The organism is Tumidithrix helvetica PCC 7403 (assembly GCF_965232925.1).
Lineage (GTDB): Bacteria > Cyanobacteriota > Cyanobacteriia > Pseudanabaenales > Pseudanabaenaceae > Tumidithrix > Tumidithrix helvetica.
Window position 1 is genome coordinate 185,292 of record NZ_CBDDRA010000008.1, and the last position, 24,064, is coordinate 209,355.

Consider the following 24,064-nt stretch of genomic DNA (forward strand, 5'->3'; position numbering starts at 1 on the left):
TGAGAAATTCCTCATAGCCTAAACCCACTCTTCATCGTCATCTTCTTCAGGTTCGCTCCTTTTTGGGGTTTCTTTGACTTCTTTCTTAGAAGCATCTACAGCATTTGCTCCTCGTTCGACCAGATCGGAAAAACGACTCTCAATTAACCGATCTAGATCTTGAAACATTGCCTTAATTGTTTCGGCTTCCTGCCTTTCTCGTCGCCTTAAAATTTCAGCGGTATCATCAAGTGCTGCGGTAACATCATCATCTATAGCCTCGCTTGGGCGATCGCTCGATCGCGGATCTGGCTCAATTTTTTCGGGAATGACTACGGTAACTTCCATCACCACCGAGATCTCTTCATAGCTCTCTTCTACAGAATATTCTAAGGTTTCCTCTTCCTCCAGCAATGCTTCACTTTCAGACTCAGGCTCTAAAGTTGGTTTAACCGCTTCTGTGATATTGTCAAGTCCTGCCTTAACTCCGTCTGTTTCAGCGGTTTCTTCTAATGATTCTTCTTCGAGAACTTCGTCACTGTCTGGCTCAGATTCCAAGAGGGATTCAGTAGTTTCAGGCAAATCGTCAATTTCTTCTGTAATTTCTGCATCCTCAGCGATCGCTTCAGGAATCTCCTCTTCAAAATCTTCTAAAACCTCTTCACTCAAAAATTCTTCAGTGTCAGGTTCTTCCTCCAAGAGGGATTCGGTGGCTTCAGGCAGATCGTCAATTTGTTCTGTCACTTCCTCTAAGAATTCTTCGTAGTAAAGCTCAGATTCCAAGAGAGATTCAGTAGTTTCAGGCAAATCGTCAATTTCTTCTGTAATTTCTGCATCCTCAGCGATCGCCTCAGGAACCTCCTCCTCTTCAGAATTCTCTAAAATCTCTTCGTCTATAAGCTCTTCAGCCTCTGAGTCAGATCCCAAGAGAGATTCGGTAGCTTCGGGAATTTCTTCCTGTAATGTTTCCTCCTCCAGAAGCTCTTCATCGTCGATCTCAGTCTCCAGAATAGATTCGGTGGTTTCAGGCAGATTGTCGATTTCTTCAGTGGTTTCTATATCCTCCGCGATCGCTTCAGGAATTTCTTCTTCGGAATCCTCTAAAGCCTTTTCGTTAATGAGTTCTTCGCTGTTAAGCTCAGGTTCCAAGAGGGATTCGGATTCTTCAGGTAAATCCTCCTCTATGACTTCATCAGCCTCAGCGATCGCTTCAGGAATTTCTTCCTCTTCAGAATCTTCCAAAACCTCTTCATCAAGAATTTCTTCAATGTCAGGTTCGGAGTCTAAAAGGGATTCGGTAGCTTCAGGCAGATCGTCAACTTCTTCAACGGTTTCTGTATCCTCAGCGATCGCTTCAGGGATTTCCTCCTCTTCGGAATCTTCTAAAACCTCTTCATCAAGAATTTCTTCAATCTCAGGTTCAGAGTCTAAAACTGGCGCGATCGCTTCTAGGATATCGTCAAATCCTGCCGCAGCTTCTTCTGGCTCAGCGATTTCTTCCTCTAAAACCTCTTCATCAACGAATTCTTCAACGCCAGACTCCAAGAGGGGTTCTGTAGCTTCAGGCAAATCGTCAATTTCCGCAGCGATCGCTTCAGGAATTTCCTCTTCTTCAGAATCCTCTAACGTTTCTTCTAGGGATTCTTCACTAACTGACTCAGGGGCTAACAGCGATTCAGGGACTTCTGTTAAATTGTCAGCTTCATCGGTCGCAGCGATCGCTTCAGGAATTTCTGTCTCTATAGAATCTTCTGCTACTTCTTCCTCTAAGAATCCTTGGCTAACAGGCTGAGATTCTAGAATCGGCTCAAGAACTTCTGTTGCACGATCGAGTTCTTCACTAACTTCATCAGCCTCACCGATCGCTTCAGGAACTTCTTCCTCTGGGGTTGCTTCGCGAGCAGGTTCAGAGCCCAAAAGGGATGAGGGGAGATCGTCAAAGTCATCATCAAAATCATCATCAGTTTCTGCGTCTGCTGAGGGCACTGGAGATGTTACAGGTGTTGTCTGCGGTTTGGTTAAAGGTTTGACAGGTGCCTGCTGAAATTTACCGAGCAAATTTGTCGCAATTTCTGAAAGCTTTGTGACGGTCGTTGCAACCAATTGTGAAACTTGAGAATCTGGGCTAAAAAGCTGATTGAGACTGCTAGTCAGAGCATTCGGCGTGTCGTCGGGCTGTGAATCTGGTGTAGTGGTGGATGGCTCCGATGGATCGATCAGCTCCGCCTTCATTTGGAAAGGGATAACGAGCAGCAGATGGGGCGATCGCTTGCCTAAGGTCGTGAAGTCATTTTTAATTTTCTCGATGGGGTGGGGAGTCAAGCGATCGAATTCAGCAGGGGAAGCGAGCAAAACTCTAATTGCCGCAATACCCGATTGCCAAAGTAGATTGCTTGCCAAAAAGAAAGCCTCTGCCCACACAATGCCCAGTATTCTCAGCACACCTGGGAAAGGAGCGATCCCTGCCGCTAAGGGAGCCGCCTGATACATTTGGCGAAATACGACATACATAAATACCGCAGCAGCTACCGCGATCCAGCCGCCCGTATGCCAGCCATTGGGATGCTGTTTGAGTAAAGACAGTACCCGTCTCTGATTATCGCTAAGTTCTCGATCGGGTTTCGCCACAAACCAAAGGCTAAAGGGTGATAGGGGCTGCTGCCATTGCAGCCAAGTGACAAAACCAGCAGGAGGTAACCCTAGCAAGATCGTTTCCAACCACGACGGAAACACAGGATCGCCAACAGCCAAACCACCCATACTCAGAGCAAGTGTGAGCGGGACAGCACATAACAAAGCTATATGCGCCCACAAAAAGGGTTCGTTTTTTTGATAAGTTGAGCTGGGTAGACTACGACTAGGAATAGGGCTAGGAATAGGGCTGGGATTCTGTTGTGTCATGCCTACAACCTCAAAAATAGCGATAAGGGACTAGCTACTAGATTATGGGTTAGGTGACAGGATGATGACAATGGCGATCGAAAATTTAACAACCTCTACAATTTTGCGGCTGGGGCATTAATCGCTACAGTTGAAATCATTTTTAATTTTTTGGGCAGTAAGTTAAGTGCGTTCTCTAACATATTAAAGGTCGAATCTACTTTTCTGAATTACGCAATATAGTCATATCACCCAAAACTTTCCATAAGATCTCATTTAAATTGGTGTTTGTCTAAAAAATTTCAGTATAATTATTATTTATGCTACAAACTCTCCGTGGGGAATAAGCTATAGGGTGATTTGTGGGACGCTACTATAACATGTCCAGAATAAGGCAAAAAAATGGAAGCAAAAGAGTCAAAAATTATTGATATTCTGACAGAAAACAAAAAGTACATTGTTCCGTCTTATCAAAGACCATATAGCTGGGATAAGAGCAATACAGAACAATTAATAGAAGATATATACAATAGTTTTTGTCAAGAAAATGAAGAGTATTTCATCGGAACTCTAATTTGTATACACAAAGGCGATTACACGTATGAGATAGTTGATGGACAGCAACGATTAACTACGCTCAGCCTCATCTTTGCCAAGATGAAAGATTTGATTAGTCATAACAAACGAGCTAAAGAAAACCTCCAAAAAAGAGTTCTACCAATTGACGACTTTTCTGATAAACCTCAAGAACCCAGATTGAAAGTTAGAAGTAAGGAATATGATCTTTACTACAACTATATTTTACAAGGAAACTCTAAATTCCTTCCTGATTCGCCAACATTTACTCAAAAACTTTATATAGAAAATTTCAAACTTATTGAAGACTACTTATTGTCAAAATCAGATGATGAAGCAATACTTTGCAACCTAGCAAAGTATATATTAGAACGTGTTTATGTTGTTTTTGTCCAAACAGATAACTTCACATCTTCATTTAGATTATTTAACGTTCTAAATACAAGAGGAATGCCATTGGCTGCATCTGATCTTATCAAAAACAGCCTTTTTGAAATGGCAGAAGATTCTGGTGAAGGTCATGAGAAGGTAGAAGAATATTGGGACAGAATTGAAGATACTGTTGGCGTTGAAAATATGGATAAATTTTTAATGCTGAATAGGTTGTCTCAGAAGAAAGATCGAGATAGAGCTGTCAAAAATCTAGTGGATGAATATGCAGATCTCTTAAGGAATGTGTACTCAAATCAGGCAATAAATTTTACTGTTGATCTTCTCAGAGCGGCTCGAAATTACCAAAGAATAAGGGATTTAGAGTTTGATGACATGGTGTTATTGAAAGTGTTTTCTTCTTTGTCTCGACTATCTGATGAATGGGTTCCTCCGATTTTAGCTTTTATCAATCGAAAGGATAAGGATACTAGTATTACTCAAAAACAATTTAAGGAATTTGTCCAGATTTTTGAGAAGTGCTACATGCACGGATGGTTCAAGAAGCAAGTAAGAAGTAAACGGGAAATAGTTTGTTTCTCAGCTTTGGTTGCTATTAATACTGGAAAGAAATTTCAAGAAATAATTGATGTTATTAAAGACCATTCTGATAATGAAGGCTTTATATCTTCTCTTGATGATGATATCTATGAGCCATCTCCTAACAGAGTCAACTTCTTGAAGGCTGTACTTTTGAGAATGGATCAAGAGATGCAAGACGATAGTGTCTATAAAACGTATCATGGACGAATCACTATCGAACATGTTTTGCCCCAACGTAGTCTTAATGAATACTGGCGAGCCAGATTTACAAATAAAGAGCATACTGAATGGCTACATAAGCTAGGCAATCTAGCATTAATTAGTGGGACTAAAAACTCTGAGGCTCAGAATAGTTCATTTGACAAAAAGAAAGAGGTTTATGGGAAAAACAATAAAAAGGTTTCATTTGACATAACTAAAGAACTTTGTGATTTCCCTGAATGGAATATTTCTTCCCTTGCAGAAAGACATAAATCTTTAGTGGACATAGCCAAAAGTATTTGGAAAATGTAAATCATTATGTTACAGCATTCATAACAGGGGGGATTATTCTATCCTTTAAGTTTCACATAACGTTGATGATAGTGCTTGGCAATTTCATTCTGGAACGGATATTAATAAATTAGATCGAGATCTTCTCCCAATTCTCTTAACTTAGCTGCTAGGCGTTCTGCTCTTTCTGCCCTTTCATCAGTTGTGAGATAGCGATCGCTATGTCGATCGAACCAGCTTAAGACTTCTCGTCCCAAGCGATCGCTTGGCAACACGCAGCGGCCAATTCCTAAACCGATTTCTGGCATCCACAGGGGTTCTCCTAGCTGCAATTGGTAAGTCCCATCAACTAATTTGTATACTTCCAAGGGTAAATGTCCATCTCTGCGCCAGAAGTTAGGATTGTAGATAACGTAGTAAAGAACACCTAATTTGCGATAAACCTCTAATTTATCCTCATACTCACTACCGTAGGCGTGCGATACTACCTCTATCGTCAAGATAGGTACAATATCTCGCTCTTCCCATACCACATAGCTTCTGCGCGATCCGCCACCTTTGCGACGCTCCACCCCCAAGCTCAAAAAGCCATCAGGTACAACGGGTACTCTCGGATTTAAGCCTGTCGTATGGTATACCCCCATATCTACAGCAAAGAACCAGTCATCGCGACTCTTCCAAATATATTCCAGCAAGAATAAGAGAACATTGGGTACAAAATTCTGGTCTTCGTTATCCACAGGTGTATCGTCAGAATCTAGTAATTCATCGCTGGTTGGCAAGTTTTGGCGATTTATTTGCAGCATCAGGTAACCCCAAACGTTTCCTAGCTTTCTCGCTTATCATTATACCGCGATGTTCGAGATTGATGGAAAGGTTGCGATATCGCTAATTACGACAAGTAGCAAGATCGGGTCTACCTGCTTCAATTAATGCCCGATCGCGGATTCGGCAAGAATCGCAAACACCGCATGGTTCCTCACCACCTTGATAGCAAGACCATGTTTGGGCGATCGGAACATTTAGCTGTAAAGCCCGACGCACAATATCCACCTTAGAATCCATAATCAAAGGCGCAACCAGTCGGGGAGCTTTCCCTTCTATTCCCACCTTAGACGAGAGATTCGCTAATTTTTGATAGGCTTCCAAATATTCAGGACGACAGTCAGGATAGCCAGAATAGTCCACAGCATTGATGCCCAAATAAATTGCTTCTGCTCCTTTTGCTTCCGCAAGAGATAGCGCGATCGCTAGAAAAACCGTATTTCGCCCTGGCACATAGGTAACGGGAATCACATCTGGCAAAGTACCCTCCGTGGGCACGCCGATCGCGCGATCGGTCAATGCCGAGCCACCCCACTGCGCCATGTCAATATTCACCGTGAAATGCTCTTGAATGCCGAGATGTTTGGCAATTTGCACGGCTGCCATCAGCTCCCGTTCGTGCTTTTGTCCGTAACGAAAAGAGAGGGCGATCGGTTGATAGCCATCCGCGATCGCTTGGGCAGCAGCGGTGGCGGAGTCTAGCCCCCCTGATAGCAAAACCACAACCTTTGTTTTCATCTGATTTCTCTCATTTCAAATTAGTTCATATCCTACACTTTGCTACCTTGGTTCGAGGCGAATAAGCTGCCCTGCTTGTTCATCGGTCAAAATATAAATAAATCCATCTTTACCTTGGCGAACATCTCTTACTCTCTGACCAACAGGGATATTATCTTGAACTACTGTTTTATTTCCTTCGATCTTGAGCCGAACGACTGATTTGGATACTAATCCACCAGCAAACAAATTGCCTTGCCAAGCTCGAAAGATATTGCCACGATATACAAGCAACCCAGACGGGGCGATCGAAGGAGTCCATACCGATTTGGGATCGACCATATTGGGACGAGATACTTCCTCAGAAATTTTACCTCCCGTATATTCTTGACTAAAGGTTACAATTGGCCAGCCATAGTTTTTCCCTACTTCGATGAGGTTTAATTCATCACCACCCCTTGCACCATGCTCAGTTGACCATACTTGCTTTGATATGGGATCGGCAAATAACCCTTGAATATTGCGATGTCCATAACTCCAAATTGCTGGATTAGCATTAGCCGTTTTCACAAATGGATTGTCAGAGGGAATAGAGCCATCATCCTTGAGTCTTAAAACTTTGCCAAGCTGACTATCAAGTTTTTGGGCTTGATTGCGAATCAATTCACCATTCAGTTGTAAAGGGGGGTTACCTCCGTCACCGATCGCGATCAACATTGTGTCATCAGGTAGCCAAACAATACGCGAACCGAAGTGTTGATTCCCTGATTTTGATGGTTTTACCTCAAAAATCACTTGTGGCTCTACCAGAGCTTTACCATCAAATTTCACCCTCAAAATACTGGTGTGATTCGATTGAAAATTTCCACTGGAGTATGTGAGATAAACCAAATTATTTTGAGCAAAGCGTGGATGGAGTGAGATATCCATCAAACCTGCTTGTCCAGATACAAATAGATTGGGAATTTCGGCGATCGCAATTTGCTCTAGCGATCCATTGCGGAGAATTTTGACTCGACCAACCCGCTCGGTAATTAGAATCGCGCCATCGGGCAACCAAGCCATTCCCCAAGGTCTTTCTAAATCTTTAGCTACCGTAACTTGTTTGAATTCGATCGGAGTGATTTCTTGATTAGTTGAGATCGCTGAAGCTGTGGGTTGAGCAACTATTGATGGATTTAGGTTTGGTTCTGGGACAGTACAACTTCCTACGATCGGTGCGATCGCGCTAATTACAAAGCTGAACGAATGGCGTAAATTTCTCATCTCACACCTAAATATTTATGCACTTGGAGGCTAAACCGCCATTCAGGATGCTGAAGGACATATTGCAAAATCAGATCCTTACTACTGGGCGTATCCCATTCAGGCTGGAGATATTGCGCGAATTGCCCGATCTTAGCCGACACCTGCTGGGCGTTTTGTTCGGCCCATACTAGATCTTCGGGGTATTTTACCACCACCTTTAACTCATTCACGCGATCGTAAATACTGGGATGTGGCGGTTTAAATTGCTTGGGCGAGAATGTTACCCAGTCAAATTCACCTGTAAATGGATGCGCCCCTGATGTCTCTAGATGTACGCGTAAGCCCTGCTCTTTGAGTGCCGTGCTCAGCGCTGTAAGATCGTGCATGAGCGGCTCTCCCCCTGTAATCACAACCATCCAAGGAGAAGCCTTTAAGGCGTCTGTCACGAGGTCAGAAATTGAACGTTGCGGGTGACGCTTAGCATTCCAAGAAATTTTGGTGTCGCACCAAGGGCAGCCAACATCACAGCCCCCCAGACGAATAAAAAATGTATTTGTACCAAGCCATATCCCTTCTCCTTGAACAGAATGAAAGGTTTCGACAATGGGCAGAAGTTCGTTCATATAGGGATGCGATCGCATGTCAAATAACCATATAACAATTAGATTGAGATCGTAATGCACGAGTAGATTGAGATCGTAATGCACGAGCATTTTTGTGAGGTTAGCCACCTTACCCGATCGCAAATCTTCGAGATGGCTATCCCATAGAATGCTGATACCTGACTTTAGGAATGCTAGGTGGCAATTCTTTCGAGTCGAAAACAAACGTAGCGTGGGTATTTTACAAACATTTTGTCTTGGGTAAGTTGTCCATATGCCAAGAAAATCTTAGAAAAGATTCTTGCTTATACCAGTGTTTAGAATTATGAACTAGACGGTATAATTGCAGTAAACCGAGATATTTCATCTTGTACCAAGTATTTAGAAAAGAAATCATGAAGGGGATGCAGGACTAAGATATTATTCTGTTAAATTTTCAGGCTATTTGCGTTTACGGTACATTTCAGGCTTACCGCCACTAATTACGTTGCCTTCTAGGAGAAGGAAAATGTCATCAGAACCCTCGATCGATATTAGTCAAATAAAGCTGCATCTAGGTTCGCCCTATCGTACTGCGATCGATATTAGCAACGAGAATCTCGATCAGTTTCACCAGTGGACGGGCTACAACACCCATACCGATCAAAGTAGCAGTACCAAATTTCAGATGCGTGATTTTCACATCGATCTAGGGATGGCAGTACTTGGGTTTGGCGTGCTGTGTAACTGGGAAGTCAAATCTCGCAAGATTGAGTTTAAAGGCAAAACCCATTTGATCTATGAGTTGCGTGGCAATACACCGCCGCAAACCGTACCGATGTATCGCCAGAACTGTAGCGAAGAAATGGCAACGTTTTTACACGGGCGAATTACCCACACCTTAGATTTTCTCAGGCTTTGCTCCAAATATTCGGGTGTGCCCCACGTACATATCATTTCGATACGTAACAACTATGTAATCAGTGCAGTATGGCGACCCTACCAAAATAAAATTTGGATGATTCCAGTCGATCAAGTTGAGGGGCAATCGTTTATCAGCCATTTGATCTAGTTTGAGGTCTGAATTTCTAAACCCATGACAATTAAAGTGCATGGCGATCGCTCGTTGAAAACCCTACGAGGATTGGCTACCCGTCCCACACCCAGTAAGGTCAGAGAGGCAATCTTTAATATTTGGCAAGGTAAAGTAGCAGGGGCAAATTGGTTAGACCTGTGCGCGGGATCGGGGGCAATGGGTGCAGAAGCGCTACTGAGAGGCGCAGCCTGCGTGATTGGGGTTGAGCTTTCGGGTGCGGCATGTCGAGTAATTCAGCAAAATTGGCAAGCGATCGCCCAGCCCGATCAAATTCACAAAATTTACAAGGGTGATGCGGTCAAGATATTACCCAAGCTGAAATCCTATCAATTTGATTTGGTGTATTTCGATCCTCCCTACCAAAGCGATCTTTATGAGCCTCTGCTGGGATCAATTTCTGGATTGCTGTCTGCGGAAGCGATCGTTGCTGCCGAACATAATCGCACCCGTTCTTTACCTGACCAGATTGGGGGGCTTTGCGTCAGCGATCGCCGCAGTTACGGTCAGACTGCCATTACTTTCTATCAGCACCTACCTGAATGCGAACAGTAAATCCCTATCAGTACATCCTGTTCTACAAACCCTACGGCGTTTTGACCCAATTTAGCGATCGCAGTGAGACGCTTCACCCCACGCTCAAATCCTACATTCCGATCGCAGGTATTTATCCTGTCGGTCGCCTCGATCGCGATAGCGAAGGTCTATTGTTATTAACCGATCGCGGACAACTGCAACATCGTCTCAGCGATCCTAAGTTCCAACATCCTCGTACTTACTGGGTACAGGTGGAAGGAGTTCCAACTGTAGAAGCTTTGCAGATCCTACAACAAGGCGTAAATATTCAAGATTACAAAACCAGACCTGCCCTCGTAAAACCTTTAGAAAGGGAACCAGATTTACCACCCCGCGATCCACCCATTCGTTATCGCGCCGCAATTCCCACGACTTGGCTAGAAATCACTTTAACTGAAGGCAAAAATCGCCAAGTACGGCGAATGACAGCAGCAGTAGGATTCCCCACGCTGAGATTGGTGAGAGCGGCGATCGCCCATTTACGCTTAGATGGTTTAGAACCAGGTCAGTGGCGATCGCTGACGGATACTGAGCTAAATGAATTATTGAAACTGACGCAGCTTCGACGATAGAAGTTGGCGATAGAAACCGACTTTTTCCTACTAATTTTTCTACGAATCTTCCTACTGATTTTCCTACTGCATCCGACTGACAAGCATGAGGGACTCTTCTAGGCTCTTGCTATAGACTTAAATCACCCTATACCATGTCACTCAGTAACTGCGACGAAGATCTAGCGGGTAGACTTTACCCACACCCCAACTGGTTGCAAACAAGATTGCGAATCGATCGCCTGATCGATCGCTATCTTTCTCTGCCTCATTTAAGCGATCGCTTTGCCGATCTCCCCCAACAATTTAACCATCCTCAACCCCGCGCTTGGCAGCCAATCTGTTGGCAAAACATCCATCGCAGCCAGATTGTCGGCTTAAACGTCGAGATATTTCTGGCAGTGCTGGTAGGCGCAATGACTGTAGAGTCACCCATTCGCGGCTACTCAGAGGTGAGTTGGCAATATCTCAACCGATTTCATCAGCCAATGGCAGGTTTTGTTGGAGGGAAATGGGCGGAGGATGGGAGCATATTGGAATTGGGAATGTGGGAAAAAGAAGAACGCCAACACAGCCCAGCTTTAGCCAAAATTTACAAAGAACTGACGGGGGAGTCACTAACTGCCAAACCCACTAGGGTTAAGCCCTATCAACCCTCAGAATGTCCCTACCAAGATATGTACCGTCATGGTCTGCATCGCGTCGTTACGGAATATGGTGCTACCTGTCTCTATCTCTGGTTAGTCGCGCATTCCACCAATGCCTTGCAACAGGTGTTGGTAGAAATCTTGCTAGATGAAATTAATCACATGACCAAGTTTTTTGGATTTGGCATTTGGGCTTTTGCGGAATCCTCAGGCGATCGCCTCAAGAGTTCCCTTAGCAAAATTCTCACTAGCTACAGTCAGCCGCGATCGCAGGTGGATCGATCGACAAAGCGGATCCCCAACCCTTCCGTGGAACTCTATCACACCTTTGGTCGCGTCATGGAATTGGTTGATTGGCAAACTTGGCATCCCATCTCCAAACTGGAATTGACCTATACGTTTTTACGGGTGATGCATCGACTCTGGCGATGGCGATCGACCCTTACTCCTGAGTATTTGCAAGGGCTCTTGGGGACACCACCCTGCGGTCAAGACATTTAACCCAAGCAGCACTTAGGAATGGAAATTAAATAGGATCGGATTCGTAGGATTTGCGCTTGCGATCGCCATAACGCATCAATCCTATATACGGTGCGTTACGCCACGCCAACTCACCCTACACAAGAATTCGGAGCTATTACATTCACGCTCCTTAGAGAAGAAAAGCGAGAAGAAAAACAAAATGAGAAGCGAACAAGAGGAGTGAAAACAATGACAGCAAAACAATTTACAGTTTTACCCCCAGATTTACAACCGCATCGCCTCCCCCAGCATGTTGCCGTCATTATGGATGGGAATGGCAGGTGGGCAAAAAATCAGGGACTACCGCGAATAGCAGGACATCGGCAGGGGGTGGATAGCCTGAAAGAGGTCGTGCAGTGTTGCCAAGACTGGGGTATTCCTACACTCACGGTCTATGCTTTCTCTACCGAAAACTGGCAACGTCCGCTCGAAGAAGTCAATTTTCTAATGCTGTTGTTTGAGCATATGATTCGGCAAGAGATCGAGCAAATGCATCGAAGGGGAATTCGGATCTCATTTATTGGCGAGTTGGGATCGTTGCCCTCAGCCCTTCAAGTAGAAACTTCAAGAGCAATGAAAATTACTGCGAACAATCAAGCTTTACACCTGATCGTAGCACTCAACTATGGCGGACGACATGAAATTGTGCAGGTCTGTCGTCAGTTGAGTCGGTTTGTTGCTAATGGAGAACTTCAACCCGAAGCCATTACCGAGGAAATATTTGAGCAATATCTCAGTACGGCAAATATTCGCAATCCCGATCTCCTGATTCGCTCTAGTGGAGAGATGCGCCTCAGTAATTTTTTGCTATGGCAAATGGCCTATACGGAAATCTACTGTACTGAGATGTTATGGCCAGATTTCAATCGCGATGCCTTTCATCAAGCACTGGTTAGCTTTCAAAGTCGCGATCGCCGCTTTGGGAAAGTTTAAGCTCAGTGGAGTTTATTGAGGGACTTTTGCACCTTTTCTACTTGTTTGGGGGCTGACATCTCTGTAAATAGTTGAATCGCCCGATCGCAACTCGATCTGCTCTCTTGGTGGTAATTCCTTTCGGGATATTGATTGCGACATACCTGCAAAGTTAAACCTAATTGAAAATGGGCTTCGGCTAAATCGCATTTTGTGCCAATTTGCTCTAATAGTTCCACGGCTTGAAGATGATGGGCGATGGCGGTTTCAAAATCTTGGCGATGGCGATAAATTTCGGCTAATCCACTCAGGGCATTTGCTCTTACCTGAGTGTAGTTGTGTTCGTCAGCATAGGCGATCGCCTGTTGGAACAATTGCTGCGATCCGATCGTGTCGCCTAGATTTTTATAGGTGAGTCCAAGGAACAGCAAACGATGTCCAGTGATTAAGAGTGGATGGGTTTGGGTTCTGTGATGGAAGCCATCTGCTAATTGATGAGCTTTGATAGTTTCACCTAGACAGGAATACACATAAGCGGCTAGTACGTCCACCGAAGGACTGTATAAATCTTCCAAGTTATCGACAATCAAATGTTTGCGTGTCAGTAGTTCTTCAAATACGGCTAAGGCTCGTTCTAATTCCCATAATTCTATTTGGCAAATGCCAGTATTTAAGAGGGCATGCTGTTCCCAGTTTTTTAAGTTTCGGAAAGTGAGATTTTTACTGTCAGTAATTGACTTCACCTCGATCTGCTGCGCTGCGAACGCTCCTGATTTTTGATGGCAAGCGATCGCTTCGTGGATCTGTCCTGAAAGACGATAGAGCACACCTAGAATGCTGTAAAGTCCGCTGAGGAAATGTCCTGCGTCAATTTTAGGAATAATTTGTAATATGGCTGCCATCATCTGCTGCAACAGTCCCAATTGATAAAAGGAACGCCCTAGCCTTTCCACGCCAGATAATTTGGTAGGACGACGTTGTAAAATAACGTTAGCCGCACCCTCATAGTCTGCAATTTCGATGTAGTGATAGTAAGCTTCAAAGGCAGTGAGCGCACGATCGACCGTGGAGATCGTCTCAATACTGTTACTCCAAAACTTGGCGGCATGAATGTTGGCGGTTTCGACATCCTTACTAGTACGCAATCGGGCGATCGCTTCAGCCCGAATCGCGGGATGCAGCCAATAGGAATGACGGTGGAATTCTACTAGGGAACGATTGCGGAGGGATTCGACTACATGGCGGCGCTTTGATGGGGGCACATCCCAGAGCAGGTTTAAAAGTGCCTCCGTGGATACGGTGGGTATATCCTGATAGCGGTAACAACCCAAACGGACAAGCAGACGATAGGCTTCTGGATCGAGTTGTTGCAAACGCTGGAACTGACCTGTAACGAGGTCGGCAAGATCGGCATGAACCAGCGGATCGTTCCCATATTCTTGCCAGTAGACTGACATATCACCATCGAAATCTAAGGCGATCGCACTTTTCATAATCTCCATGGCTTTGGCATTGCCACCGTAAGCTTTATGCATTGCCTGAAGCGTAGCAATATCGGTCATATTGCCAAAGAAATCCTGCCATGCCCTCAATTCCAAGCTAGGCAAAAGATAATGACGCAGGCTAATCGCAGCTTCACAAAGGCGATCGCGGCTGGTAATTAGGGTGAGAGACTGAAGTGAAGGATCGGACAAAGTTTGCAGAAGTTCCACATAGCGGCGGTGGGGGGCGATCAATTTCCCTTTGGCATCTAGGGCTGGCTCCAGATTGTCAACGAGAATGCCGATACGATTCTTTTGTAACTTTCGTTTCAGCCGATCTAGAGAAATTCCAAACTCCCGACCTGGCTCCTCATCAAGTTGGCGCAGTCTTTCTTCTACCAAGCTTTCTACGGAGGTAATATTGGCGGTCTCTTTGGCGATCGCAAATTCCAAGTATCCTCCAAATTCCTGTTGCAGATAGCGACGCGCCAAGGTAGTTTTTCCCACACCCCCCTGCGCCTGAATTAAAATTATCTTAGCTCCTTGTTTTTCTAAGGTTTGGAGGTGAGCGATCGCTGAGGCTCTACCGACAAAATTGCAATCCCAATCGCTTCCCAGTACCTCTCCCTTAAGCTTGGTTCCATGACTGACCTCTCGATCGCGATCTTGATGCAAATCTACAATAGGCAAAAAATTGGGTAACAGGCGATCGAGCACAGTCGGAAAGTTGTTTTTTGTCACTTTCTCCCCCAGTAACTCTGATAAAAGCTGCCATAACTGTGCGCCCACATCCTTGACGTGACCTTCCGTATAACCATAGGACTCGGCGATCGTTCCATATTTCTGACCGTGCCATGCCTGTTTTAGAATCGTACTTTGAAGAGGGGTCAAGCGATCGCCCGTGCGATCGAACACTAATTTCTCTGTGAAGGTTAATGCCTCTTCTAATTCCATAGGATCCTTAAAATCATAAATTGAGTAGCTTTTTGCTCAAAAAAGGAAGTAGAGAGATAAGTACGATCTGCTCGATCGCAGGCTAAATCTGTATAAATTCTGCCCAATTCAGATTGTCTGGTAACATGCTTCTGCTAAATTCTATATGGATTACACGACGTTTGCATCGTTTTTTTGTTCTGCTTGACGAATGTAACAGTAATGGCTTCATCAACATAATACCCCCTTTCTCAACTGGACAGATGTTTTCAACTTCGATTGACCAGTCAATGGTTTCAGGTCTATAAATACCCTTAAGATGAGATTTTGGAATCACCTTCAATGCTCCATTTTCTGCATTGGTGCGATCGAGGTGAATGCGAATAGTAAAATTATCTTGCAATATCTCAATGGGCGGTTGCACTGCAAATGTATTTTGCTTTTTTGTCCATAAGCTAAAGCCTTGAAGATCTAGTTTTCGATCTACGGCAATCGATAAGTCCTGATGATAAGCCACAAACCAGTTTGAAGCTTCTGGCTTATCAAAGTAGATTGACTTTACAACAAAGAAATTATCTCCAAATATTTCTGAAATGATTGATTTGAGTTTATCGTTAAAAACGATATTAACCGATGCAGGAACTTCTTTAAAAAACTGCCTCATTGCAAATAAATCATTTATCTGGCGATCGCTGAGTCTAGAAGAATCGACCTGTGCTATGACTTGAAGCAAGTCTACAATTTCTGCATCGGTAAAGATATTGTCAAGAATGGCAAAGCCTTCCGACTCAATTTGATTCTTAATGTCTAAAACATCATAGAGAGTCTCCATGCTGACCTCTCATCGCTCGATATAATGAGAACCTAAGACCAAAACATCCATGTGGGTGCGTAAAAAACAAAGAATTGCTTCGTCGGGTGTGCGTACAATGGGTTCGTTCTCATTAAGTGAGGTATTCAACAGCATCGGAAGCCCTGTCTGTGCTGCGAAGGTGTGAATCAAATCCCAATAGAGTGGGTTGGTCTTGCGACTGACTGTTTGCAGGCGACCTGTCCCATCAACATGAGTAACCGCAGGAATCTGCGATCGCTTCTCGGGTCGCACCAAGAATACTTTCTCCATAAATGGAACCTGCGATGAAGCATCTGCAACCTCAAAATATTCACCGACAAACTCTTCTAGAATGCTGGGGGCAAAGGGTCGGAATTTCTCGCGGAACTTAATTTTGAGGTTAATCGTATCCCGCATATCGATGCGACGCGGATCGGCTAAGAGCGATCGATTGCCCAAGGCTCTAGCGCCAAATTCCATGCGACCTTGAAACCAGCCCACTACTTTGCCCTCGCATAAAGCTGCCACGACTTTATCGAGTAATTCCCGTTGCTCTAAATAGGGATAGATCTGTAGCGATCGCAGGGGGTGGCGTTCGATCGCTGCCAGACAGGCATCATCTGAGAATTCCGAACCCCAGTAAGCATGTTCCAAAGTAAAACTGCGCGGCTGCTTGAGGATTTGATGCCACACATAAAAAGCCGCACCAAAGCAAGTGCCATTGTCGGCGGCTCCCGCAGGCACATAGATATGCTGAAATGGTGTTTGCTGGCGAATTTTACCATTGGCGACGGAGTTCATCGCCACTCCCCCCGCCAAACAAAGATTCTCTGTTTTGACAGGATTTCGTTCGTACAGGCGTTGTAAAAGATGGAATAAAATCTCTTCCGTCACTGCTTGTAAAGATGCCGCAATGTTTTGATGTTTCGCAGTTAATTCTTCCTGCGGTTTTCGGCTAGCTCCCAGTAAATTCTCTAGCTCTGGACTATGAAAGGGCGCTACTGTGGGCGCACCTTCATCCCAGCTCATCGTAATACCCTGTTGGTGGTGATTGAAATAATCAAGGTTTAGTTCCAAGCCTTCGCCTTGGGGATAGACAATCCGCCGAAAGGCTTCTAAATACTCAGGTTCTCCATAGGGAGCCAATCCCATGACTTTATATTCATCGCCATAGGCAAGGAATCCCAAATAGAGCGTAATGGCATTGTAAAAATAGCCAAGCGAATGGGGATAGAACGTGCGATCGAAGTACTGCAATTGATTACCCTCGCCTGCGCCTGACAAGGTACTAACAAAATCCCCCATGCCATCAATCGAGAGAATTGCAGCGCGATCGAAGGGAGAAGTAAAAAAAGTAGAAGCGAAGTGAGTAGAATGGTGTTCGAGATTGTGAAATGTGGCAGAAAAAGATTCTGGATCGGAGTCACAGGCGATCGCGAGATTTTGCTTGAGACTGAGGGATTTGGTTTGCTTGACAAATCGATCTAACAGAGATTGCAAACTGGGACGTTGCTGCAAGGCGAACATCAGTTTGCGATTTAGATTTGCCTTGGGATTATAGGAAATTGCCACATGGTCGAGGTCAGCCCCAGTCAGCTTCCCGACCTCTAGACAATACCGAATTGATTCTAACGGAAATCCAGCCCAGTGCTTGATGCGGGTAAAACGTTCCTCTTCGACTGCTGCCACTAGCTGACCATCTTGGAGCAAGCAAGCTGAGCTATCACCGTGATAGGCATTAATGCCAAGAATATTCATGGCTTACGATCTGCGTATGGTTAAACAACTCCATTCTTGGCGCTTCCAGAGGGTTGCCACAATCCATTTGTGTTTGTCTAAAACCTCAGCTACCTTTGGAAATTGCTCGACCAAAATACCACTTAAGATGCCCCAGCCATCTGGCTTGATCAGTTGCTCAAACTTAGGAATCAATTCCACAATCACATCTGCCAAAATATTGCAAGCAAATCCATTGACTGGTTCAGGGATATGGGCAAGCAGGGTATCGAGATTGCCTTCAGTTACCCAAATCTTGTCTTCGGGAATGTGATTGAGTTCGCGATTATGATGCGTGGCTTTGATCGCCAAAATATCAGTATCTACGGCATAAACCTTATCAGCATTAAGCAGAACTGCACCGATGCTTAAGATGCCAGAGCCACAACCAATATCGGCAAAGGTTGCCGTACTATCAGGGGTTAAGCCATACAGACGCATTTCTAAGGCTTCGAGGCAAAGCTGTGTGGTAGCATGGGCGCCCGTCCCAAACGCACTACCAGGGTCAAGCCTCAAAATGTGACGTTGTTCCTCTTGAGGTGGTTCTATCCATGCAGGATAAATCGTAAAGGAATCGCCAATTTCTTGAGGATGCCAGTGCTGTTTCCAGCTACTCGACCAATCTTCTTCATCGATCAATGCCCATTTGGCGATCGGAGGTTCTTGTCCGCTGGCGATCGCATCTTGACGCAATAATAACGATAAGGCTGCCAAGTCCAACGAACTTGCTTTTTCTGTGGGTAAGTAAGCCCGTATCGAAATCTGAGTCCCTTTTACCTGACTTGCCGTGCCTTGACAACCAAATATTTGGAGTCGCCAAAATACCAGTTCCTCCAATGCGCAATCGGATCGGACGAGGATTTCCCACCAATGGTTTGTTAAGGATGGCATTTGGCTTCTCATTACAGGATCAGTCTTGAATGTATTCTTGCTGGTGGAGCAATGCCCATTCGGCTTTTTGTGCTTCTCTGCCGAGGTAGGCAGCATGATCTAGCATCGTTACTAGACAGGGCTGCGATCTCTCGAATATCTCTACGCACAATTCTTTTGCAGTTCTAGCCTGAAAAATTGTACTAGGTTCCCGTACAACTTTACCCTTGGCGGGAATTGGTTTACCTGTCGCTGGATCGACTGCTAGCCCTCGTTCGTCAATCACATTGGTAAAGTGCTTGGCGCAGATTAAGTCTTTGTCTCGGTCGAGATAAATAATAAAATAGCCACCCGGATCTAGGGCTATGGTTCGCTTGGAAAGTTCGTCGTCGATAGACGCGATCGACTCAGTAGCAGTCAGAGACATAATTCAGAGACAGTGTAAACAAAATAAGAACATTAAGCAAGCAGGCTAGATTTAAATGATGAGGCATCCAATCTAAAGCCAAAAACCGATAACCAAATTACCGATAACCTTGACTAGTTAGCCAACCGCTATATTTAGTGCTTATCTATAATATCTTAGTTGCATGACTACAATCTCACAGCCAGTTTCTACAACAGTCTCCTTAGGAGTTTTAGCCTCGGGTAGTGGTAGTAATTTAGAAGCGATCGCGAAAGCCATCTCAGAGGGGCGGCTCAATGCCAAGATCGAGGTTTTAATCTATAACAACCCTGATGCCTACGTGCGACAAAGGGCTGAACGGCTGGGGATCCCCGCCGTTTTACTCAATCACCGCAACTACAAATCTAGAGAAGTCTTAGATGCGGCAATCGCTGAAGTTTTGCAGGCACATCACGTCAATCTCGTAATTATGGCGGGCTGGATGCGCGTGGTGACGCAGGTTTTGATTGATGCCTTCCCAAATCGCATTTTAAATATTCATCCTAGTTTGCTGCCCAGTTTTCCAGGCATTCATGCGATCGACCAAGCTTTAAATTATGGGGTCAAGATCGCTGGTTGCACCGTGCATATTGTTAGCCTTGAGGTAGATTGCGGTCCAATTTTGCAACAGGCGGCTGTGCCCGTGTTACCCGACGATACGCCTAGTTCTTTACAGCAACGCATTCAGGTGCAAGAGCATTCGATCTATCCCAAAGCGATCGCGGAGTACTGCCAAAAGCTCTAGACCCAAAGCTCTAGACCAAAAACTTTAAATCAAACACTCGAGACCAAAAACTTTAGAATATATACAAGTCTCGCACCCTAAAATTTTATGATTGCGCAACCTCAACAAAGCCACATGACTCCTCAAGAGTATCTAGAATGGGAGTCACATCAGCAAATTCGTCATGAGTACATCAACGGAGAAGTATTTGCTATGGCAGGTGGGACAAGATCTCACAATCGAATTGCAGGAAACTTATACTCTTCATTAGATAGTTATCTTCAGTCTAGAAGTTGTGAAATATATTTTACCGATGTCAAGGTTCAACTCTCGAAATCGAGTGCCTATCACTACCCCGATCTGATGGTTACCTACGATCCTAGAGACATAGAAGCTGAAGATCGAGGGAACAATCTGTTTGTCCAATATCCTTGTTTAATTGTTGAGGTTCTATCCCCATCGACCGAGGCCTACGATCGCGGAGGCAAGTTTATGCAATATCGCAAGCTCGACACTTTACAGGAGTATGTTTTGATTCAATCAGAACTAATCGGCGTGGAGTGTTTCAGGAAAAATTCACAGGGCTTTTGGGTGCTTTATCCCTATGAAAAGGGTGAAACTCTGACCTTAGAGAGTATAGGGTTCTCTTTGCCCGTGGAAGATCTCTATCGACAAGTTCGCTTCGATCTAACAGAAGGTTCAAACCAATCGCGTGAGAGTAGCCATGCAACTTAGGATGAAGCGAAGAACTTGGCGGCACTCGTGTTTCTCATTTCTGGTAGGAATAGCGATTTCCCTAATAGGACAACACTACACAGCAGTGCCAGCCTATAGCGCCAACAAAATCTCTTTTTGGTTCCCTCCCTTTGGCGAGTTTACGATTCCGATCGCAGATCTAGCCAAATTTGCCAAGGATGGTACGGTTAGCGATCGCCTATCTTTTTATCTAGACCCCTTATCTCCGCAGCAAAAAGAGCAATTTCGCACGTTGTTAAATCAGCGCTATCCTGTTAGCCATGTTACGGTCGCTCAATTCACCTATTCTCCAATTGGCGAGATTCTCGTAAGGCGACTTGGGACATTTCTCAAAACAGACGCCAATCAAAATGGATTTTACGCACTGAGAGCAGCCTTTATCTTGTCAGCAGCTGATACTGAGGGCTTAACCCCAATCAATGTCATGCAGAAATTTCCCGTACCTACGATTAAACTTGACTTACCGCTCGGCATTCAGGCATATGGTCAATTATCGCAACTGTTAGACAAAAAAGACGTAGCGATCGCGGCACTGCAACAAGAGGCAGAAAAAGAGGCTGCAACAAGTCCCTTGACCAATGCTTCTGTAGCTTTCACACTCCCCGATCTGCGGCAAACAGGTCAGCTAAAATGGCAGATTCGCAAGTTCTCGATCGTACAACCCGAAAGAGGCGTAACGATCCCAGCCCAGCTTTACCTACCGATTTATCCACCTCAAGACAAGACTTCGGTGGCACCTGTAATTGTTATATCCCATGGAGTTGCCTCTAACCCTGACACCTTTGCTTATTTGTCTCAACACCTTGCATCCCATGGATTTGCCGTAGCCGTATTAGAACACCCTGGGACGGGTAGCAAAGATTTTAAGGCATTCTTAGCAGGCTTCCATGCCGCCCCCAATCCCAAAGACATTATCTATCGCCCGTTGGATATCAAGTATTTGCTAGATGAATTGGAACGTCAATCCAAAATCGATCCAACTCTGCGGATCGATTCTCAACAGGTTGGTGTAATCGGACAGTCATTGGGAGGTTACACGGTCTTAGCCTTGAGTGGAGCTGAGTTTAACTTCGAGCAACTTCAGGCAGTTTGCAGTCAGCCCGAACCGAATGTGCTCTCTTTCAATGTTTCCCAAATTTTGCAATGTCGGGCTGCCAACCTGCCACCAGCCAATTACAACCTACGAGATCGCCGTATTAAGGCAGTGCTTGCAGTGAACCCCGTCACAAGTACGATGTTTGGCAAACAGGGGATGAGCCAGATTCAAATTCCGATCATGATTGTTGCTAGTGGGGACGATATACTGACACCTGTGATTCCCGAACAAGTGTTTCCGTTTACTTGGTTAACTGCACCGATTAAATATTTAGTGATGGTTAAAGGAGGTACGCACTTCTCGTTTTTAGCCAGTGGAGAAGGAGGTGTGCTCACCGTCCCGCAAGCTTTAATCGGAGCAGACCCAAACCTAGCCCAACCCTATCTCAAATCGTTAAGTTTGGCTTTCTTTAAGACATATCTTACAAGCCAAGTGGAATTTCGTCCTTATTTAAGTTCCGCCTATGTCAAAACGATTAGCAACGCTACGATTCCTATCAGTTTGGTGACGACTTTCTCTGAGGAAAATTTGCAGCAAGCGATCGATCGTGCTCGGTGACAGGCTCTTCCCAAAATTCTTGTATCGCGAATATTTGGGGCATCTAGAGGACAAGTGTGTTAGTCCAGTCTGTTTCTGGAGAAACTCTGCGGTAGAATGTTGAACGCACAGGAGATAGACGGAATAGGTAGGCGAATGTTAGCAGTAGCAGTTTTGGCGGCAGGTAAGGGAACGCGGATGAAATCCACACTGCCTAAGGTCTTGCAACAACTCGGCGGGAGATCGCTGCTCGAAAGGGTGCTTGACATTCCTGATGCCTTGTCTGCTCGTCCTGCCGATCTTTATGTCGATCGCAAGCTGGTAATTGTCGGTTACGGTAGCGATCTGGTGCGTCAAACCCTCAGCGATCGCACAGATATTGAGTTTGTCGAACAAGCGCAGCAACTGGGCACAGGTCATGCCATCCAACAATTGCTCGAACCCCTTGCCGATTTTTCAGGAGATTTAGTCGTTTTGACAGGGGATACGCCTTTACTGCGCCCTGAGACAGTCCAAAACCTAATTACCTTTCATCAAAAACAGGGTGCAGCCGCAACAGTTTTAACCGCGATGTTGTCCGATCCCACAGGCTATGGTCGCGTATTCTGCAATCAAGCCATGCAAATTGAAAGCATTATCGAGCATCGAGACTGCAATACAGCGCAACGGCAAAACCGACGAGTAAGTACAGGCGTGTATTGCTTTCGTTGGAGCGATCTCGCCCAAGCACTGCCTAAGCTAACCACAGACAACGATCAAAAAGAATATTATCTAACGCAGGTATTTGACTTTATGCAGCCTGTGATGGCGGTAGATATCGATGATTATGAAGAAAGTTTTGGCATTAACGATCGCCTCCAGTTAGCCCATGCCTATCAAGTGTTACAAACGCGTACCAGAGAGAAATGGATGCGCGAGGGCGTGACCATGATTTTGCCTGAAACGATCACGATTGAAGACACGGTCGAACTTGCCCCCAATGTGGTACTGGAACCCCACACCCACCTGCGCGGGAACACCCGTATAGCCTCGGGCGCACAGATAGGGCCGAGTAGTCTAATCACCAATAGTGAGATCGGGGAGAATTGTCGGGTCGTGTTTTCTGTGGTTGAGGATAGCCAAATTGGGGCAGACTGTCGAGTCGGGCCCTATGCCCATATTCGTGGAGAATCTCATGTGGGCGATCGCTGTCGGATTGGCAATTTTGTCGAACTTAAAAAAGCACACCTCGGCGATCGCACCAATGCCGCCCATCTCAGCTATTTAGGGGATGCCAAGATCGGCAATCGGGTTAACATCGGGGCAGGCACGGTCACTGCCAACTATGATGGATTTCAGAAACATCAAACCACGATTGGGGATCGTAGTAAAACAGGCTCTAACTCTGTGCTTGTCGCGCCTATTACCTTAGGTGAGAATGTAAATGTGGCAGCGGGATCGATCGTTACAGGAAATATTGAGGCCAATTCGTTGGCGATCGCGCGATCGCGACAAGTGGTCAAACCCGATTATTACGACGAGCAAGGTCGCAAGAAAAATCCTTAACCCATCCTTAATGAAGACAAGGGAAATCATTTGGGCAATTATGTTTTAGATATTTATTTTTAGGTATTTACAAAGAGTTTCAGTTCAATGCACCATCCCTATCTTTCTGGGATTACTTTGAATCGCATCAAACTCAAAACAGAAAATAAACCTGAATATAAAAATGACGTAAAACCGTCGGGTTTAGATCACAATAGTAGTAGCTCTCTTCGGTTCTTTGACGATGCAGTTTATTAATACCAAGCAAGCATATCCACTCATTCTGGGAATGGTAATTGCCCTAGTGGGTGTGGGACTATGGCAAAAATTTGGTCCTGCACCTGTGCGCGAAACCACCGAACCACAAGCGATCGTTATTCCCGCCTTACCTAGTACAACAGGGCGGAAATAGGGCTACCCTATAGAAGGTGAGCTAAATGAAAGAGAAGAGCTATGCCCAGATCAGCCCCTACACCCTTAAAGTTAAATGAAACCGAACGTCGGGATCTTCAACAAATC

The 24,064-nt window shown here is 45.0% G+C and carries 21 protein-coding genes; 11 read left to right on the forward strand and 10 right to left on the reverse strand.

The window, feature by feature from the left end; all coding sequences use genetic code 11:
* Nucleotides 1-18: 18 nt before the first annotated feature.
* The gene (locus ACP2WE_RS10055; RefSeq protein WP_425215419.1) at nt 19-2,880 is read right to left on the reverse strand and encodes a low-complexity tail membrane protein; all 2,862 of its coding nucleotides are present in this window, start codon (nt 2,878-2,880) and stop codon (nt 19-21) included.
* 381 nt (nt 2,881-3,261) lie between these two features.
* On the opposite strand from ACP2WE_RS10055, the gene ACP2WE_RS10060 reads away from it, so the two are divergent.
* A complete protein-coding gene (locus tag ACP2WE_RS10060) occupies nt 3,262-4,920 on the forward strand; it encodes a DUF262 domain-containing protein (protein ID WP_425215420.1) in 1,659 nt (552 codons plus the stop codon).
* Nucleotides 4,921-5,021: 101 nt separating this feature from the next.
* Here ACP2WE_RS10060 and ACP2WE_RS10065 read toward each other — a convergent pair whose 3' ends face one another.
* The 4 genes from ACP2WE_RS10065 to ACP2WE_RS10080 form a co-directional block, all read right to left on the reverse strand.
* Nucleotides 5,022-5,705, reverse strand: coding sequence for a Uma2 family endonuclease (locus ACP2WE_RS10065; RefSeq protein WP_425215421.1), 684 nt, complete (start codon nt 5,703-5,705; stop codon nt 5,022-5,024).
* Nucleotides 5,706-5,787: 82 nt separating this feature from the next.
* Nucleotides 5,788-6,462: a 7-cyano-7-deazaguanine synthase QueC gene (gene queC / locus ACP2WE_RS10070; RefSeq protein WP_425215422.1), complete on the reverse strand. Its 675-nt coding sequence runs from the start codon at nt 6,460-6,462 to the stop codon at nt 5,788-5,790.
* Between the two features lie 42 nt (nt 6,463-6,504).
* Nucleotides 6,505-7,707 carry a PQQ-dependent sugar dehydrogenase gene (locus tag ACP2WE_RS10075; RefSeq protein WP_425215423.1) on the reverse strand — a complete coding sequence of 401 codons (1,203 nt, stop codon included), beginning with the start codon at nt 7,705-7,707 and terminating at the stop codon, nt 6,505-6,507.
* Nucleotides 7,704-8,312, reverse strand: coding sequence for a 7-carboxy-7-deazaguanine synthase QueE (locus ACP2WE_RS10080; protein WP_425215443.1), 609 nt, complete (start codon nt 8,310-8,312; stop codon nt 7,704-7,706). Before ACP2WE_RS10080 ends, ACP2WE_RS10075 begins: the two co-directional genes overlap by 4 nt.
* Nucleotides 8,313-8,799: 487 nt before the next feature.
* On the opposite strand from ACP2WE_RS10080, the gene ACP2WE_RS10085 reads away from it, so the two are divergent.
* The 5 genes from ACP2WE_RS10085 to uppS all read left to right on the forward strand — a co-directional run bounded on the left by ACP2WE_RS10085 (nt 8,800) and on the right by uppS (nt 12,592).
* Complete coding sequence (locus ACP2WE_RS10085) at nt 8,800-9,342, forward strand: hypothetical protein (protein ID WP_425215424.1); 543 nt, start codon at nt 8,800-8,802, stop codon at nt 9,340-9,342.
* 24 nt (nt 9,343-9,366) lie between these two features.
* Complete coding sequence (rsmD, locus tag ACP2WE_RS10090; RefSeq protein WP_425215425.1) at nt 9,367-9,918, forward strand: 16S rRNA (guanine(966)-N(2))-methyltransferase RsmD; 552 nt, start codon at nt 9,367-9,369, stop codon at nt 9,916-9,918.
* Nucleotides 9,906-10,511, forward strand: coding sequence for a pseudouridine synthase (locus ACP2WE_RS10095; protein ID WP_425215426.1), 606 nt, complete (start codon nt 9,906-9,908; stop codon nt 10,509-10,511). The genes rsmD and ACP2WE_RS10095 overlap by 13 nt, the downstream gene beginning before the upstream one ends.
* A 134-nt stretch (nt 10,512-10,645) precedes the next feature.
* Nucleotides 10,646-11,638, forward strand: coding sequence for a ferritin-like domain-containing protein (locus ACP2WE_RS10100; RefSeq protein WP_425215427.1), 993 nt, complete (start codon nt 10,646-10,648; stop codon nt 11,636-11,638).
* 210 nt (nt 11,639-11,848) lie between these two features.
* Nucleotides 11,849-12,592, forward strand: coding sequence for an undecaprenyl pyrophosphate synthase (gene uppS / locus ACP2WE_RS10105; protein WP_425215428.1), 744 nt, complete (start codon nt 11,849-11,851; stop codon nt 12,590-12,592).
* A 2-nt stretch (nt 12,593-12,594) separates the two neighbouring features.
* On the opposite strand, the gene ACP2WE_RS10110 is transcribed toward uppS, so the two are convergent.
* The 5 genes from ACP2WE_RS10110 to ACP2WE_RS10130 form a co-directional block, all read right to left on the reverse strand.
* Nucleotides 12,595-15,006 carry a helix-turn-helix domain-containing protein gene (locus tag ACP2WE_RS10110; protein ID WP_425215429.1) on the reverse strand — a complete coding sequence of 804 codons (2,412 nt, stop codon included), beginning with the start codon at nt 15,004-15,006 and terminating at the stop codon, nt 12,595-12,597.
* An 82-nt stretch (nt 15,007-15,088) separates the two neighbouring features.
* Nucleotides 15,089-15,817, reverse strand: a complete 729-nt coding sequence (locus tag ACP2WE_RS10115) for a phytanoyl-CoA dioxygenase family protein (protein ID WP_425215430.1) — start codon at nt 15,815-15,817, stop codon at nt 15,089-15,091.
* Between the two features lie 9 nt (nt 15,818-15,826).
* Nucleotides 15,827-17,575: a carbamoyltransferase family protein gene (locus ACP2WE_RS10120; RefSeq protein WP_425215431.1), complete on the reverse strand. Its 1,749-nt coding sequence runs from the start codon at nt 17,573-17,575 to the stop codon at nt 15,827-15,829.
* A 3-nt stretch (nt 17,576-17,578) separates the two neighbouring features.
* Nucleotides 17,579-18,484 (reverse strand): 50S ribosomal protein L11 methyltransferase, encoded by a 906-nt coding sequence (prmA, locus tag ACP2WE_RS10125; protein ID WP_425215432.1) that lies wholly within the window; start codon nt 18,482-18,484, stop codon nt 17,579-17,581.
* Nucleotides 18,485-18,503: 19 nt separating this feature from the next.
* Nucleotides 18,504-18,890: a DUF4346 domain-containing protein gene (locus ACP2WE_RS10130; RefSeq protein ID WP_425215433.1), complete on the reverse strand. Its 387-nt coding sequence runs from the start codon at nt 18,888-18,890 to the stop codon at nt 18,504-18,506.
* Nucleotides 18,891-19,053: 163 nt separating this feature from the next.
* Here ACP2WE_RS10130 and purN point away from each other — a divergent pair, with 163 nt between their 5' ends.
* The 5 genes from purN (at nt 19,054) to ACP2WE_RS10155 (ending at nt 23,957) form a co-directional block, all read left to right on the forward strand.
* The gene (gene purN, locus ACP2WE_RS10135) at nt 19,054-19,653 is read left to right on the forward strand and encodes a phosphoribosylglycinamide formyltransferase (protein ID WP_425215434.1); all 600 of its coding nucleotides are present in this window, start codon (nt 19,054-19,056) and stop codon (nt 19,651-19,653) included.
* Between the two features lie 87 nt (nt 19,654-19,740).
* Entirely contained in the window at nt 19,741-20,367 is a 627-nt protein-coding gene (locus ACP2WE_RS10140; protein ID WP_425215435.1) for a Uma2 family endonuclease, read from the forward strand.
* 85 nt (nt 20,368-20,452) lie between these two features.
* The gene (locus ACP2WE_RS10145; RefSeq protein WP_425215436.1) at nt 20,453-22,042 is read left to right on the forward strand and encodes an alpha/beta hydrolase; all 1,590 of its coding nucleotides are present in this window, start codon (nt 20,453-20,455) and stop codon (nt 22,040-22,042) included.
* A gap of 135 nt (nt 22,043-22,177) precedes the next feature.
* Entirely contained in the window at nt 22,178-23,566 is a 1,389-nt protein-coding gene (glmU, locus tag ACP2WE_RS10150; protein WP_425215437.1) for a bifunctional UDP-N-acetylglucosamine diphosphorylase/glucosamine-1-phosphate N-acetyltransferase GlmU, read from the forward strand.
* 223 nt (nt 23,567-23,789) lie between these two features.
* A complete protein-coding gene (locus ACP2WE_RS10155) occupies nt 23,790-23,957 on the forward strand; it encodes a hypothetical protein (protein ID WP_425215438.1) in 168 nt (55 codons plus the stop codon).
* The last annotated feature ends 107 nt before the right edge of the window (nt 23,958-24,064 follow it).